This is a genomic window from Mesorhizobium sp. ES1-3, from assembly GCF_020164795.1.
Taxonomy (GTDB): domain Bacteria; phylum Pseudomonadota; class Alphaproteobacteria; order Rhizobiales; family Rhizobiaceae; genus Mesorhizobium.
Map to the genome: position 1 here is coordinate 113177 of NZ_JAIUGW010000002.1, position 14254 is coordinate 127430.

The 14254-nt window shown below is 62.5% G+C and carries 11 protein-coding genes; 6 read left to right on the forward strand and 5 right to left on the reverse strand.

All coding sequences use genetic code 11. The features are described 5' to 3' along the window. Window positions 1–3 precede the first annotated feature (3 nt). The 3 genes from LB536_RS03625 to LB536_RS03635 form a co-directional block, all read right to left on the reverse strand. A complete protein-coding gene (locus LB536_RS03625) occupies window positions 4–471 on the reverse strand; it encodes a YaiI/YqxD family protein (protein WP_224590147.1) in 468 nt (155 codons plus the stop codon). 65 nt (window positions 472–536) lie between these two features. Then, window positions 537–1106 (reverse strand): S-(hydroxymethyl)glutathione synthase, encoded by a 570-nt coding sequence (gene gfa, locus LB536_RS03630; protein ID WP_224590148.1) that lies wholly within the window; start codon window positions 1104–1106, stop codon window positions 537–539. A 66-nt stretch (window positions 1107–1172) separates the two neighbouring features. Then, a complete protein-coding gene (locus tag LB536_RS03635) occupies window positions 1173–2300 on the reverse strand; it encodes an S-(hydroxymethyl)glutathione dehydrogenase/class III alcohol dehydrogenase (RefSeq protein ID WP_224590149.1) in 1128 nt (375 codons plus the stop codon). A 244-nt stretch (window positions 2301–2544) separates the two neighbouring features. On the opposite strand from LB536_RS03635, the gene LB536_RS03640 reads away from it, so the two are divergent. From LB536_RS03640 to LB536_RS03650, 3 genes are all read left to right on the forward strand, one after another. Beyond that, window positions 2545–4557: an acetyl/propionyl/methylcrotonyl-CoA carboxylase subunit alpha gene (locus tag LB536_RS03640; RefSeq protein ID WP_224590150.1), complete on the forward strand. Its 2013-nt coding sequence runs from the start codon at window positions 2545–2547 to the stop codon at window positions 4555–4557. Window positions 4558–4664: 107 nt separating this feature from the next. Continuing rightward, a complete protein-coding gene (gene dnaE / locus LB536_RS03645; RefSeq protein WP_224590151.1) occupies window positions 4665–8192 on the forward strand; it encodes a DNA polymerase III subunit alpha in 3528 nt (1175 codons plus the stop codon). A 55-nt stretch (window positions 8193–8247) separates the two neighbouring features. Continuing rightward, window positions 8248–9051, forward strand: coding sequence for a potassium channel family protein (locus LB536_RS03650; protein WP_224590152.1), 804 nt, complete (start codon window positions 8248–8250; stop codon window positions 9049–9051). A gap of 9 nt (window positions 9052–9060) precedes the next feature. Here LB536_RS03650 and LB536_RS03655 read toward each other — a convergent pair whose 3' ends face one another. After that, on the reverse strand, window positions 9061–9942 hold the full coding sequence (locus LB536_RS03655) for a DMT family transporter (RefSeq protein ID WP_224590153.1): 882 nt from the start codon (window positions 9940–9942) through the stop codon (window positions 9061–9063). Window positions 9943–10116: 174 nt separating this feature from the next. On the opposite strand from LB536_RS03655, the gene LB536_RS03660 reads away from it, so the two are divergent. Next, window positions 10117–10623, forward strand: a complete 507-nt coding sequence (locus LB536_RS03660; RefSeq protein ID WP_140808691.1) for a hypothetical protein — start codon at window positions 10117–10119, stop codon at window positions 10621–10623. Between the two features lie 6 nt (window positions 10624–10629). Here the strand turns inward: LB536_RS03660 and LB536_RS03665 are convergent, their stop codons facing one another. Further along, window positions 10630–11958 (reverse strand): DNA polymerase IV, encoded by a 1329-nt coding sequence (locus LB536_RS03665; RefSeq protein WP_224590154.1) that lies wholly within the window; start codon window positions 11956–11958, stop codon window positions 10630–10632. 65 nt (window positions 11959–12023) lie between these two features. On the opposite strand from LB536_RS03665, the gene LB536_RS03670 reads away from it, so the two are divergent. Continuing rightward, window positions 12024–12599 carry a GNAT family N-acetyltransferase gene (locus tag LB536_RS03670; protein WP_224590155.1) on the forward strand — a complete coding sequence of 192 codons (576 nt, stop codon included), beginning with the start codon at window positions 12024–12026 and terminating at the stop codon, window positions 12597–12599. Between the two features lie 82 nt (window positions 12600–12681). Then, a complete protein-coding gene (locus LB536_RS03675) occupies window positions 12682–14145 on the forward strand; it encodes a hypothetical protein (RefSeq protein WP_224590156.1) in 1464 nt (487 codons plus the stop codon). The last annotated feature ends 109 nt before the right edge of the window (window positions 14146–14254 follow it).

Sequence of the window (14254 nt, forward strand, 5' to 3'; positions counted from 1 at the left end):
TTGCTAGCTTGGTGTGGCGGATTTCAGCGCCCGCCGCAAGATACGGTCGAGTTCGCCGAGGAAACGCGAGCGGTCCTGCGGCGCAAAACTGGCGTTGTAGCCCTTGCTTTCGCCGGTTTCGCGTAGATGCTGCTTGAGGTCCCGCATCGCCACCGCCATGCCGATCGTCTCGGGTGTGAAGGGCCGCCCGGTCGGTCCCAGCACATGCGCGCCGAGCGCCACCGTGCGGGCGGCAAGCGGAATGTCCGCCGTCACCACGATGTCGTTGGACTTGGCGTTCTCGACGATCCAGTCGTCAGCGGCATCGGCGCCCTTGGAGACCACGACATTGCGGATCATCGGGTCGCGGGAAGGGCGCAGGCCGCCATTGGAGACGTAGGTTACGACAATGCCATGGCGCTCGGCGACCTTTTCTACCTCGGCCTTCACCGGGCAGGCGTCGGCGTCGACGTAGATGGCGGGTGCGGGCATTGTTTCTCCAGAAAACGCGCAGGGACCGGAAACATGTCCGGCCCCTGCCTGAAATCTCATAGCGGTCAGGCCGGCAAAGCGCCGGACTTCTTGGCCGTCCAGGTGGCGATGTAGTCCATCAGGCCCGGGTTGAGGCAATCGTAAGGCTCCAGGCCGATTGTCCTCAGCCTGCCGCGAATGCCGTCCATCCGGCTCGGGTCGACACCCGATTCGATGATCGACGAGACAAAGGCGGTGAAGCCCGGAGGCGACCAGCCGTCTTCCTCGAAGCGCTCAGGGTGGATGAAGGACAGGCCCTTGAACGGATGGTCGCGCTCGACCGGTCCGTGCATGTGGACGCCGCATTGGGTGCAGGCATGACGCTGGATCAGCGCTGACGGGTCGACCACCTTCAGCTTGTCGCCATTCTCGGTGACGGTGACATCGCCGGTACCGGCAACCGCTACCACAGAGAATATAGCGCCTTCGGGCTTCCAGCATTTGGTGCAGCCGCAGGCGTGGTTGTGGGCGATCTGGCCCTTGACCCTCACCTTGACCGGGTTGCTGGTACAGGCGCAGACCAACGTGCTGCCGGCAAAGCTTGCGCTTTCCCTGGGCAGGCCATTGTCGATTTTCGGATGCAGTTTCTCCGCCATTCTTACTTCCTCCCATGTTTCACCACAGAGGTCGCTGGCCGGTTGGCTGGCGGCGTGTGGCCGTCTTCAGTAAAGCACGACACTCCGGATCGACTTGCCCTCATGCATGAGGTCGAATCCCCTGTTGATGTCCTCGAGCTTCAGCGTGTGGGTGATCATCGGGTCGATCTGGATCTTGCCGTCCATGTACCAGTCGACGATCTTCGGCACGTCTGTGCGACCGCGTGCGCCGCCGAAGGCGGTGCCCATCCAACTGCGGCCGGTGACCAACTGGAAAGGCCGTGTCGAAATCTCCTGGCCGGCGCCGGCGACGCCGATGACGACCGACTTGCCCCAGCCGCGATGCGAAGCCTCCAGCGCCTGGCGCATCACCTTGGTATTGCCGGTGCAGTCGAACGTGTAGTCGGCGCCGCCGATCTGGTCGGCACCGCGCTTGGTCATGTTGACGAGGTGGGGGACGATGTCGCCCTCGATCTCCTTCGGATTGACGAAATGTGTCATTCCGAAGCGCTCGCCCCATTCCTTCTTGTCGTTGTTCAAATCGACGCCGATGATCATGTCGGCGCCGGCAAGCTTCAGGCCCTGGATGACGTTGAGGCCAATGCCGCCGAGGCCGAAGACCACTGATGTAGCACCTTGCTCGACCTTGGCGGTGTTGATGACGGCGCCGATGCCGGTGGTGACGCCGCAGCCGATGTAGCAGATCTTGTCGAAGGGGGCGTCGGGATTGACCTTCGCGACCGCGATCTCGGGCAGCACGGTGAAATTGGAGAAGGTCGAGCAGCCCATGTAATGGAAGATCTTGTCCTTGCCGATCGAAAAGCGCGACGAGCCGTCCGGCATCAGGCCTTGGCCTTGCGTGGCACGGATGGCGGTGCACAAATTGGTCTTTCTGGACAGGCAGGACGGGCACTGCCGGCATTCCGGCGTATAGAGCGGAATGACGTGGTCACCCTTCTTGACCGAGGTGACGCCCTTGCCGACATCGACGACGACGCCGGCGCCTTCATGGCCGAGAATGGCCGGGAAGATGCCTTCGGGATCGGCGCCCGACAGCGTGAATTCATCGGTGTGGCAGATGCCGGTCGCCTTGATCTCGACCAGTACCTCGCCATCGCGCGGTCCCTCGAGGTCGACCTCCATGATCTCCAGCGGCTTTCCGGCTCCAACAGCTACAGCGGCGCGGGTTTTCATCGGGCAATTCCTCCAGAGGCGATTTTTGTAGCCAAGTTTTCAGGTTTTGGGCTGCTCATCAACTGTCAGATGAGACGAAATGTCGGCTTTGTTGACGCAGATAGCACACCATTCGATAACCGGCCCGGCAGCGGGCGCGATGGTGCGTCGGTAGCGGCGACTTTCATGGCGCTATGCCGGTACTTGAGACATGGCGACATAGTCCATAGAACTGAACTGTCTGCCGGAGGGGAATTCTGCCCGCATGTTCACCAAGATCCTGATCGCCAACCGTGGCGAGATCGCCTGCCGCGTCATCAGGACGGCGCGCAAGATGGGCATTGCCACGGTCGCCGTCTATTCCGACGCCGATCGCGATGCCGTGCATGTCGAAATGGCCGACGAGGCGGTGCATATCGGGCCATCACCCGCCGCGCAGAGTTATCTCGTTCCTGAAAAGATCATCGCCGCCTGCAAGGCGACCGGCGCCCAGGCCGTGCATCCGGGCTATGGCTTCCTGTCCGAGCGAGCCACGTTCTGCGAAGCGCTGGAAGCGGAAGGCATCGTCTTCATCGGGCCGAAGCCCAAGGCGATCAAGGCGATGGGCGACAAGATCGAATCGAAGAAATTCGCCAACGCGGCTGAGGTTTCGACGGTTCCGGGCTGGCTTGGCGTCATCGAAAATGCCGACCATGCCGAAAAGATAGCCGGCGAAATCGGCTATCCCGTGATGATCAAGGCCTCGGCCGGCGGCGGCGGAAAAGGCATGCGCATTGCCTGGGACAGGTCGGAAGTGCGCGACGGTTTTGACCGGGCCCGCTCCGAGGCCAAGAGTTCGTTCGGCGACGACCGCGTCTTCATCGAAAAATTCGTCGTCGACCCACGTCACATCGAGATCCAGGTGCTGGCCGACGCGCATGGCAACGCGCTCTATCTCGGCGAACGCGAATGCTCGATCCAGCGCCGCAACCAGAAGGTGGCGGAAGAGGCGCCGTCGCCATTCCTCGATGCCAAGACGCGCAAGGCGATGGGCGAGCAGTCGGTGGCGCTGGCCAGGGCCGTCGACTACCAGAGCGCCGGCACCGTCGAATTCATCGTCGACAAGGACAAGAACTTCTATTTCCTTGAAATGAATACACGATTGCAGGTCGAACATCCGGTGACTGAGCTCGTCACAGGTATCGATCTGGTCGAGCAGATGATCCGCGTCGCCGCCGGCGAGAAACTCGCCATCAGGCAGAGCGACGTGAAGCTGAACGGCTGGGCGGTGGAAAGCCGGCTCTACGCCGAGGATCCCTATCGGAATTTCCTGCCGTCGATCGGCCGGCTGACGCGCTATCGGCCGCCGGAGCAGGGACAGTTCGGCGACATCGTCATCCGCAATGATACCGGCGTCACCGAAGGCTCGGAAATTTCGATGTTCTACGATCCGATGCTCGCCAAGCTATGCACCTGGGCACCGACGCGGCTCGAGGCGATAGACGCTATGTCGGAATCGCTCGACAGCTTTGTCGTCGACGGCATCGAGCACAACATCCCGTTCCTGGCGGCGCTGATGCAGCATCCGCGCTGGCGGGAAGGGGCGATATCGACCGGCTTCATCGCGGAGGAATATCCGGACGGTTTTGCCCCCGTCGTGCCGAACGGCGAGGAAAGGGCCGTGCTGGCATCGATCGTCACGGCGGTGGAACTGCTGCGCCGCGACCGCCTCGACCGGCTGGGCGGGCGGCTGGCGCCGCATTCGGGAGCGCTCAAGCGCGATTGGGTGGTGAAGATCGGCGAAGACTATCTGCCGGCTTCGATCCTCGAAGGCATGATTTCGATCCCGATGGAGATCGACCTGTCCATCGATGGCGGCAAGGCGCTGACCGTTTCGTCCGATTGGCGGCCGGGTGACCTGATCTGGCGCGGCACGGTCGGCAAGCGCAAGGTTGCGGCCCAGATCCGGCCTGTCGCCAATGGCCTTCGCATCGCCTGGAAGGGCATGTCGGTGACCGCGCGCGCCATGCTGCCGCGCACCGCCGAATTGGAAAGGCTGATGCCGGAGAAAGTGGCGCCGGACACATCGAAACTGCTGCTCTGCCCGATGCCCGGCCTCGTCGTGTCGATCGCTGTCGCCGAAGGCCAGGAGGTCAAGTTCGGCGAGACTTTGGCCGTGGTCGAGGCGATGAAGATGGAAAACGTGCTGCGCGCCGATCGCGATCTCGTCGTGGCGAAACTCAACGCCAAACCGGGCGACAGCCTGGCCGTGGACGCGATAATCATGGAGTTTGCGTGAGCGGGCTGGATCCCTGTGGTCAGTAGTCGTTTGTGCTGGACTGGTATCGCCCGGTCCCGGACAATACGTTTCCATCGACTCAAGGACCTTCGGCAGCGCGAGAAACCATGGCGGATGACAGACTTCCACGCGATCCCCTGAAGCGCGAAGCAGCAATTGCAGCCGCCAGGCCGGAGGTGCCGGCGCGGCCGTTCGTCCATCTTCGCGTGCATTCGGCCTATTCGCTGCTCGAGGGCGCGCTGCAACTCGGCAAGATCGTTGGCCACGCGGTGAAAGACGAAGCGCCGGCCATCGCCGTCACCGACACCAACAATCTGTTTGGCGCCTTGGAGTTCGCCCAGAAGGCGGTGAAGGAAGGCATCCAGCCGATCATCGGCTGCCAGATCGCGCTCGCCTTCTCCGGCGAAAACAGCGACGGCCAGCGTGACCGCCGTCGGCAAGGTCCCGATATGCGGCCGGTCGTGCTGATCGCGGCCACCGAAGCCGGCTATTCCAATCTCGTCCGGCTGGTCAGCCGCGTGTACCTCGAAACACCGCCCGGTGAAGCGGTACACCTGACCACCGAAATGATGAACGGCCAATGTGACGGCCTGATTTGTCTCAGTGGCGGGCCGCGCGGCCCGATCGGCATAGCCCTGAAGGAAGATCGGCGCGATCTTGCCGAGGCGCGCCTAGTCACTCTCAAGACGATGTTCGGCGACCGCCTCTATGTCGAATTGGACCGGGTTTCGGGCTACGATCGCATGATCGAGAAATCCTCGATCGATCTCGCCTATTCCCATGAATTGCCGCTGGTTGCCACCAACGAGGCCTTCTTCTCTTCGCGCGACGAATATGAGGCGCATGATGCGTTGATCGCCATCGCCGAGGGTTCGGTCGTCGCCGTCGATACCCGCCGCCGGCTGTCGCCGGACAATTTCCTGCGTAGCCAGGCCGATATGGCGAAATTGTTCGCCGACCTGCCGGAAGCGATCGACAACACGATCGAGATTGCGCTGCGCTGCTCCTACTATCCGAAAACCCGCAGCCCGATCCTGCCACGGTTCACGGGCGGCGATGCCTCCGACAAGGACGCGGCCGAAAAGGCCGAGGCCGAGGAACTGGCGCGCCAGGCGCGCGAGGGGCTTAACGCACGGCTCGCCTTGCACGGACCGACACCGGGCTACACGGTCGAGCAATATCGTGAGCGGCTCGAATTCGAGCTTGGCATCATCGAGAAGATGAAATTCCCCGGCTACTTCCTGATCGTTGCCGACTTCATCAAATGGGCCAAGGCGCAAGGCATTCCGGTCGGGCCGGGGCGTGGTTCGGGCGCCGGTTCGCTGGTGGCCTATTCCACCACCATCACCGACATCGATCCGCTGCGCTTCTCGCTGCTGTTCGAGCGCTTCCTCAATCCGGACCGCGTGTCGATGCCCGACTTCGACATCGACTTCTGCCAGGATCGCCGCGAGGAAGTGATCCGCTACGTCCAGCAGAAATACGGCCGCGACCAGGTCGGCCAGATCATCACCTTCGGTACGCTGCAGGCGCGCGCCGTGCTGCGCGACGTCGGCCGTGTGCTGCAGATGCCCTATGGCCAGGTCGACAAGCTCTCAAAAATGGTACCGCAGAACCCGGCCAATCCGGTCAAGCTCGCCGACGCCATCGCCAACGAGCCGCGCTTTGCCGAGGAGGCCGAGAAGGAACCGATCGTCCAGACGCTGCTCGACATGGCGCAGAAGCTGGAGGGCCTCTACCGCCATGCCTCGACGCACGCTGCCGGCATCGTCATTGGCGACCGACCCTTGTCGGAGCTGGTGCCGATGTACCGCGATCCGCGCTCCGACATGCCTGTCACCCAGTTCAACATGAAATATGTCGAGCAGGCCGGGCTGGTGAAGTTCGACTTCCTCGGCCTGAAGACGCTGACGGTGCTGGAGACGGCGGTGAAGCTGATCCGTCGCCGCGGCATCGACATCGATCTCGCGACGATTCCGCTCGACGATCCCGATACCTATGCCATGCTGTCGCGCGGCGAGGTGGTCGGCGTGTTCCAGGTGGAAAGTGCCGGCATGCGCAAGGCGCTGATCGGCATGCGGCCCGACTGCATCGAGGACATCATCGCGCTGGTTGCCCTCTACCGGCCGGGACCGATGGAAAACATCCCGACCTACAACGCCAGAAAACATGGCGAGGAGGAGGTGGCCTCGATTCATCCCAAGATCGATCATCTGGTGAAGGAGACGCAAGGCGTCATCGTCTACCAGGAACAGGTGATGCAGATCGCGCAGGAGTTGTCCGGCTATTCGCTCGGCGAAGCCGACCTTCTGCGCCGCGCCATGGGCAAGAAGATCCGCGCCGAGATGGACAAGCAGCGTGAACGCTTCGTCACGGGTGCTGTCGAGCGCGGCGTCGCAAAGCCGCAAGCCGACTTCATTTTCGACCTCCTGGCCAAGTTCGCCGACTATGGTTTCAACAAGTCGCACGCCGCCGCCTACGCCGTCGTCTCCTACCAGACCGCCTATCTCAAGGCGCATTATCCGGTCGAGTTCCTGGCGGCGTCGATGACGCTCGACATGGGCAACACCGACAAGCTGGCCGACTTCCGCCAGGATGCGCTGCGCCTGGGCATCGAAGTCCTGGCGCCGTCGGTGATGACGAGTTTCCGTGCCTTCGAGGTCGGCGACAACCGCATCTATTACTCGATGGCCGCGCTCAAGGGCGTCGGCGATGCCGCGGTGGAGCACATCGTCGCCGTTCGTGGCGAAAAGCCGTTCAAGAGCCTTGCCGATTTCTGCGAGAGGGTCGACCCGAAGATCGTCGGCAAGCGGGTATTCGAAAGCCTGATCATGGCCGGCGCGCTCGACTGCTTCGGCCACGATCGCGCCCAGATGTTGGCTGGCGTCGAACGGATGATGGGGCTGGCGTCGCTCGCCCAGCAGAACGCCGTTTCGGGCCAGGCCGACATCTTCGGCGCCTCGCTCGGCGCACAGTCGCAGGCACTTAATCTGCCGGCGACCGATCCGTGGCTCGCCGCCGACCGGCTGCACCGCGAATTCCAGGTCGTCGGCTTCTATCTCTCGGCGCATCCGCTCGACGAGTACAAGGCGGCGCTGCAGAAGATGCGGGTGCAGAACTGGGCGGAGTTCTCCGCTGCCGTCAAGCGCGGCGCTTCCGCCGGCCGGTTAGCCGGCACCGTTACCAGCAAGCAGGAGCGCAAGACACGCACCGGCAACAAGATGGGCGTGGTGGCCTTTTCCGACACCTCCGGCCAGTACGAGGCCGTGTTGTTTTCAGAAGGATTGGCGCAGTACCGCGATCTCCTCGAAGCGGGCCGCTCCGTTGTCATCACAGTCGCGGCGGAGGACAGGCCCGAGGGCGTCAACCTGCGCATCAACTCCGTGCAATCGCTGGAGGACGAGGCAAGCCGCATTCAGAAGGCCCTGCGCATTTTCGTCAGGAACGATGGGCCTGCCTCGATGATCCAATCCCAGCTTACCCAGCGCGGTGAAAGCCAGGTGAGCATCATCGTGATCAAGGAAGAGGCGCAGGGCGAGGTCGAGATTGCCCTGAATGGCGGCTACCGCGTCTCGCCGCAGATCGCCTCGGCAATGCGCGCCGTGCCGGGCGTGGTCGAAGTGGAACTGGTGTGATCCGCGCGCTTGCCAGGCGGCTGCCCGCGGGCCGTCACCTGCTGCTCATGCCGGCATGAAGGCCAAGGGGAAGCGCGCATCGCAGGACCTTTCCGCGGCGGCGCGGCTACGCGACATGCTGCGCAGGCTCTACCATGGCCGCTCGCCGGGCGCGTTCTGGTTCCAACTGGTGGCTGTCATCATCGACCTCGCCATCATCGCCTTTTTCATCGCCACGCCGGTCATCCAGCAGTCGGCCTCGTTTCTGTGGCTGGACTATGCGGTGGCGGCTCTCGTCGCCGCCGATCTGATTGCCAGGCTGCTGGCCTCCAACGACATGTTGCGCCTGATGAAGCAGCCTACCTTCTGGGTGGATGCCTTCATCCTTCTGACGCTGCTGATGCCGACGGCGCTCGCAAGTCTCGGCTTTCTGCGCATCCTGCGGCTGTGGTCGCTGTCGCGCAGCGGTTCGATCTGGCGGCATTTCGAAATGCGCGGGCTGCGACCCTGGCGCGAGGCAAGCCACGCGGTCATCAACCTGTTGACCTTTCTCTTTGTCATCACCGGCTTCGTTTACACGTTCTTTTTCCGCAACGGAGCCGGACTGGAAAACTACGTCGACGCGCTTTACTTCACGGTCGCCACCGTGACGACGACGGGCTTCGGCGACATCGTGCTGCCGGGCATCGCCGGCAAGCTGACGGCGATCGTCACCATGATCATCGGCATATCGCTGTTCGTCAGGCTGGCGCAGGCGATCTTTCGGCCGGCCAAGGTGTTCTTTCCCTGTCCACAATGCGGGCTGCGGCGGCACGAGCCGGACGCCGTGCACTGCAAGGCCTGCGGCCATGTGCTCAACATTCCAGACGAAGGAAACTGACCGGCAGTGCTATGACGCCGCGACCTCGGCCGGCTTTACGGTTTTGCGCTGCAAGTTGAGCAGATTGCCTGTCAGGATCAGCAACGCGCCGCCGGCGGTGAAGGCATCGATCTGCTCTTGATAGAGCAACCAGCCGATCAATGCCGACAGCGGCACGCGGAGGAAATCCATCGGCGAGATCACGGTCGCGTCGGCATAGGCCAGGGCGCGGGCGAGGCAGAAATGCGACGACATGCCAGTGAAACCGATCAGGACGATCCACGGCCACAGTGCAAGCGAGGGGTTGCGCCATTCGTAAAGGGCCGGAATAAGGCCGACCACTGACTGAATGACCAGCATCCAGAAGATGATCCGTACGACGCTGTCCGTGCGCGTCAGCGACTTGACCAGCACCAGCGAGACGCCGAAACAGACCGCCGCGCCCAGCACGACCAGATGGCCCACATCCGCCGAGCCGACGCCTGGACGCACGATGACGACCACGCCGATCAGGCCGAGCACGATCGCCGCGAGCCGTGGCCGGCTCAGCCTTTCGCCCAGAAACGTGACCGCCAGGATCGCCGTCCAGATCGGTGTGGTGAATTCGATCGAGATCAGCACCGCCAGCGGAATGAGCGTCAACGCGTAGAGCCAGGCAGCCTGGCCGCTATAGTGGACGACATTGCGCGCGATATGGGCCAGCGGCCGCTGCGTGCGCATCGCGGCAAGCCCGCCTGTCGCCATCACCAGCGGCAGCAGAATGAAGAACCCGATGACCGAACGCAGTTCCAGCACCTGGAAGACGTTGAGTTCGGCCGTCGTGGCGCGGCCGGCGACCGACATCGCCAGGAACGACGTGATCGACAGCGCCATCCAGAACGCGGCCTTGGGGATCGAAGGGGTGGGTGCCATTGCAGCTATGTCGCAAGCCGTGGTTGCCGGAGCAATCGCTAGTCCATCTATTCTTCTGGGCCAGTCGCGGCGAAGGCTTTGAGATGCGAGCGGAACCTGATACGGCCGCGGGCGTTGAGCCTCTTATTGTCCGTGCTGTGCAACGCGCATTCCCATCTCGACAAGGAGAGTTTCATGAGACTATTCGCGCAAGTCGCGCTTGCTGGCTGCCTGGTGATTGCCGCGGGCGCTGCTCATGCCGACGAGACCAAATTTCTCCAGTCGTTCAACGGCAATTTCGCTGGCAAGGGCACTGTCCAGGTAACCACGGATGTGCCGAACGTCAGTGTCTCTTGCAGCTTCAAGTCGAACGCGACCTCAGCCTCGCTGTCGCTCGACGGCAACTGCCGCGGCCTGATCCTGGTGACACGCGCCATCAGCGCTCGTCTGAAGGTCAGCGGCGGCAAATACAGCGGCGTCTATGTGGGATCGCGCACCGGACCGGCGCAGCTGAACGGACGCCGTTCCGGCAATGCGATAAACCTCGCCATCCGCTGGGCCAAGGAGGTCAACGGCGACCTCGCCGCGCAGCTTACCGTACAGAAAAACGGGGCCGACGGCATTGTTTTGACCGTGGTCGACCGTGATCCCAAGACTGGCAAAAACGTGGTGACCAGCCGCATCGATCTTCGACGCAGCTGATCGGGCTCAATCTTCGAGCGGCTCCGGCGGATGGGCATCGCGGCCCTTGCCGAAGGTGTAGCCGGTTTGCACAGCCTTGCGCCCGAACTTGTCGCGCAATGCATCGATGGCGCCTTCGGCCATGGCGCGCTTGCGCGACTGGACATCGACCAGATCCGGTGGATCGGCCTTGTCGTCGTCGGAGAGATCGCTGACGCCGATGCCGAGCAGCCGAAATTTCGTTCCGTCAGTCTCCTTGCGAAGGAGTTCCACACCGGTCGAAAAGATACGGTCGGCGAGCCGGGTCGGGTCGCCGAGCTGGCGGTTGCGCGTGCGCAGCTTGAAATCCTGGGTTTTCAGCTTCAGCACCACGGTGCGCCCGGCGATGCCTGACTTTTTCAGCCGTGCCGAGACCTTTTCAGAAAGGCCTCTCAGTACCGAGACCAGCTCTTCCAGCGAGGCGATGTCGGTGTCGAAAGTGGTTTCGGCCGATACGCTCTTGGCGTCTTGGTCGGGGTCGACGCGGCGGACATCCTCACCGCGCGAAAGCCGGTAGAGCCGTTCGCCCATCACCCCATAGCGGCGCATCAGGTCGCCACGTTCCATCTTCTGAAGCTGGCCGATGGTGTGGATGCCATCCTGTTCGAGCGTGGCGTTGAACGCCTTGCCGACACCCCAGATCATGGTCACCGGCTGCGCTGCCAGAAAGCCGACCGCCTCGGCCTCGCCAATAACGGAAAAGCCGCGCGGTTTGCGGAAATCGGACGCGATCTTGGCGAGGAACTTGCAATAGGACAGGCCTGATGAAACGGTGATGCCGATCTCCTTCTCGACTGCCAGCGCGAAGCGCGCCAACACCAGCGCCGGCGGCAGGCCGTGCAACCGCTCGGTACCGGCGAGATCGAGGAATGCCTCATCGATCGACAGCGGCTCGACCAGCGGCGTCAACGCCTGCATCATGGCGCGCACCTCACGGCCGACGGCCACGTATTTTTCCATGTTGGGCGCGATCACGACCGCCTCGGGGCAGGCCTCGAGCGCCTTGAACATCGGCATGGCGGAGCGCACGCCGCGGATGCGCGCGATATAGCAGGCGGTGGAGACGACGCCGCGCTTGCCGCCGCCGATGATCAACGGCTTGTCCTTGAGCGCCGGGTTGTCGCGCTTTTCGATCGCCGCGTAGAAGGCATCGCAATCGATATGGGCGAGATGCAGCCGGTAAAGCTCGGGATGGCGGGCAAGGCGAGGGCTGCCGCAGCGTTCGCAGCGGCGCGTCTCACCGCGCTGAAACGTCAGGCAGTCACGACAAAAACCGTGATCGGGATTGTTGACAGGAGCCGCCATCGCTGCGAACATAAAGAGAACAGAAGCAATGGTACGACAGCGCAAGGCCAGCGACAAGCCTGGCCTGGGGAGAACGCATGAGCACGACCATAGTGCCGCTGGCGCCTGACCTCTGGCCTGAATTCGAGGATCTTTTCGGCAAGCAGGGCGCCTGCTACGGCTGCTGGTGCACGCATTTCCGGCTGGCTCCGGCGGCGCGGCGCGAGAGCAGTCGTGAACGCAACAAGGATCACATCAAGGCGCGCATTGAGGCCGGCCCACCGCCTGGCCTGCTGGCTTTCGAGGATGGCAAGGCGATTGGCTGGATGCAGATCGGGCCACGCGCCGACGTGCCCGAATGGAACAACAAGGGCAGGGGCTCGGCGCCGATCGATCCCGCCGACGCGTCCGATCCGGCCGTTTGGGCGATCTCGTGCTTTTTCATCCGCGCCAAGGCGCGCGGCAGGGGCATCACGCACCGCCTCGTCGAAGGCGGCATCGATTTCGCCCGCAGGAACGGGGCACGGCTTGTCGAGGCCTGCCCGATCGACCTGTCCCGCGATTGGCGTTCGATCGGCCTGTTCGTCGGCTCGTCGCGGGTTTTCGAGAAGGCCGGGTTCGAGAGGCTTGTGGAGCGCAAGGCCGGCCGGCCGCTGATGCGGCTGATATTGTAAGGAAGCCTCAGCTCATAGTTGTATATAGTATTTTCTACAGCAAAGCGATTTTTGCTCATCAGGAAATAAGGGGGAGACTAAAGTGAAGCGTGTTCTGCCAGCTGTTCTTGGTTTTGCTCTGGTTGCGCCTGCCTGGGGGCAGACCGTCGACAATCGGGGCGCAAAGCAGCTTTCCGATGAGCTGTCACGCTATGTCGGGAAGCAGGTGCTCAACGAGGGCATTTTGAAGGTCTCGGTCGTAGGCGATGCCTACAAGATCACCTTCGATTTGAAGGCGATCGCCGCCGGCTTGCTGAAACAGGATCCGCCGAAGTTCGATTTCCCGCCTTACACGCTGCTGGTCAAACCTCGCGGCGACCGCAACTGGGACGTCTCCTCGGATTTTTCGACCAGCGGGTCAATTCAAGTAGATGATCCGAATGGTCAGACAAGCGCGCAGATCGTCATCAAGGACGGCAAGTTCACGGGTGTCTACGATCCTGAGCTGGCGGCATTTGCCGAGGGCGCCAGTTCGATAGCAGGCATGACGGTGACGTCGCGCATGCCCAGGCAAGTAACGGAACTCGGCATCGGCTCGAGCACTTCCAAGTTCGGCGCCAGCAAGTCGGCGAACGGTGGTGTCGATCTCAAGGTGACGCGGGCGATAGCCGACTTGGTCGAAACGGTTAAAATCGACGACCGGGCTGTTGGAGCGATCAAAGCTTCGGACCTCGTCGTGGATGTAACCGCCAAAGCGATACGGACAAGGCCGTTCCTGGACCTGTTGGCGTTCGCCGTCGCCCATGAAGATGAGGCGCGGCTGAAAGCCGACCAGGCGGAACTCAAAGCGCTTCTGCTCGCCGCGCTGCCGCTCTGGGACCGGTTGGCCGGAACCTATTCGTTCAAGAACGTTGCCTTTGATACATACGCGGGCAATTGGGGCGCGGCGCAACTGAGCACCGCGTTCGAGGCCGATGGCGTCGCCCGGAATGGCAAGCTCGATTACGCAATCAAAGCCTCTGGCTTGACCTTCCCCGAGGTCATACCCGGCTGGATCGCCGCAATACTTCCCACCGAGCTTGATCTGAAATTCGGCGGGTCCAACATTGACCTCGACAGCATGGCGAGAAAGACGATCGCTACATTCGATCTCGGCAAGAACCCACCGCTGCCGGCGGGGTTCCGCGATCAGATCAAGGCCTACTTCATGGCCAACACACCAAAATTCATCGTCGGTCACAGCCTTTTCAAGAATGGAGGCACGGAGATTGCGCTAGAAGGCGAAGTGACCTTCCCCGGCCAGAAGCCAGATGCAACCATGACCGTCGATGTCGCGGGCTACGACAAGATCGTTGCGACCTTGCAGACGGCGGCTAAAACCGAACCGGAAGCGGCCCGATATTTCCCCTTCGCATTGGCCGTCAAAGGATTTGCCAAGACGTTGCCGGACGGCAGGATGGAGTGGGTCATCAATGCCAAGCCCGACGGCTCCGTGATGGTCAATGGCGCCATATTGAAGCCGGCCGATCACGGTAGCGGTGGGGGCGGGGCGAAACTGAATCCTTGATTCTGCAGCGGTGCCAGATTGCGCGGCTGGTCGACGAACCATCCGCCGCCGATGCGGCTGGTGTTGAAGCCGAATGCCTGACTGTCATCGTCTTGCAGTCGTGATGGTA

What these genes read in the sequence shown, in the direction of transcription:
- LB536_RS03625 (WP_224590147.1), bottom strand. Translation starts at nt 471, where the DNA reads ATGCCCGCACCCGCCATCTACGTCGACGCCGACGCCTGCCCGGTGAAG.
- gfa (WP_224590148.1), bottom strand. Translation starts at nt 1,106, where the DNA reads ATGGCGGAGAAACTGCATCCGAAAATCGACAATGGCCTGCCCAGGGAA.
- LB536_RS03635 (WP_224590149.1), bottom strand. Translation starts at nt 2,300, where the DNA reads ATGAAAACCCGCGCCGCTGTAGCTGTTGGAGCCGGAAAGCCGCTGGAG.
- LB536_RS03640 (WP_224590150.1), top strand. Translation starts at nt 2,545, where the DNA reads ATGTTCACCAAGATCCTGATCGCCAACCGTGGCGAGATCGCCTGCCGC.
- dnaE (WP_224590151.1), top strand. Translation starts at nt 4,665, where the DNA reads ATGGCGGATGACAGACTTCCACGCGATCCCCTGAAGCGCGAAGCAGCA.
- LB536_RS03650 (WP_224590152.1), top strand. Translation starts at nt 8,248, where the DNA reads ATGAAGGCCAAGGGGAAGCGCGCATCGCAGGACCTTTCCGCGGCGGCG.
- LB536_RS03655 (WP_224590153.1), bottom strand. Translation starts at nt 9,942, where the DNA reads ATGGCACCCACCCCTTCGATCCCCAAGGCCGCGTTCTGGATGGCGCTG.
- LB536_RS03660 (WP_140808691.1), top strand. Translation starts at nt 10,117, where the DNA reads ATGAGACTATTCGCGCAAGTCGCGCTTGCTGGCTGCCTGGTGATTGCC.
- LB536_RS03665 (WP_224590154.1), bottom strand. Translation starts at nt 11,958, where the DNA reads ATGTTCGCAGCGATGGCGGCTCCTGTCAACAATCCCGATCACGGTTTT.
- LB536_RS03670 (WP_224590155.1), top strand. Translation starts at nt 12,024, where the DNA reads ATGAGCACGACCATAGTGCCGCTGGCGCCTGACCTCTGGCCTGAATTC.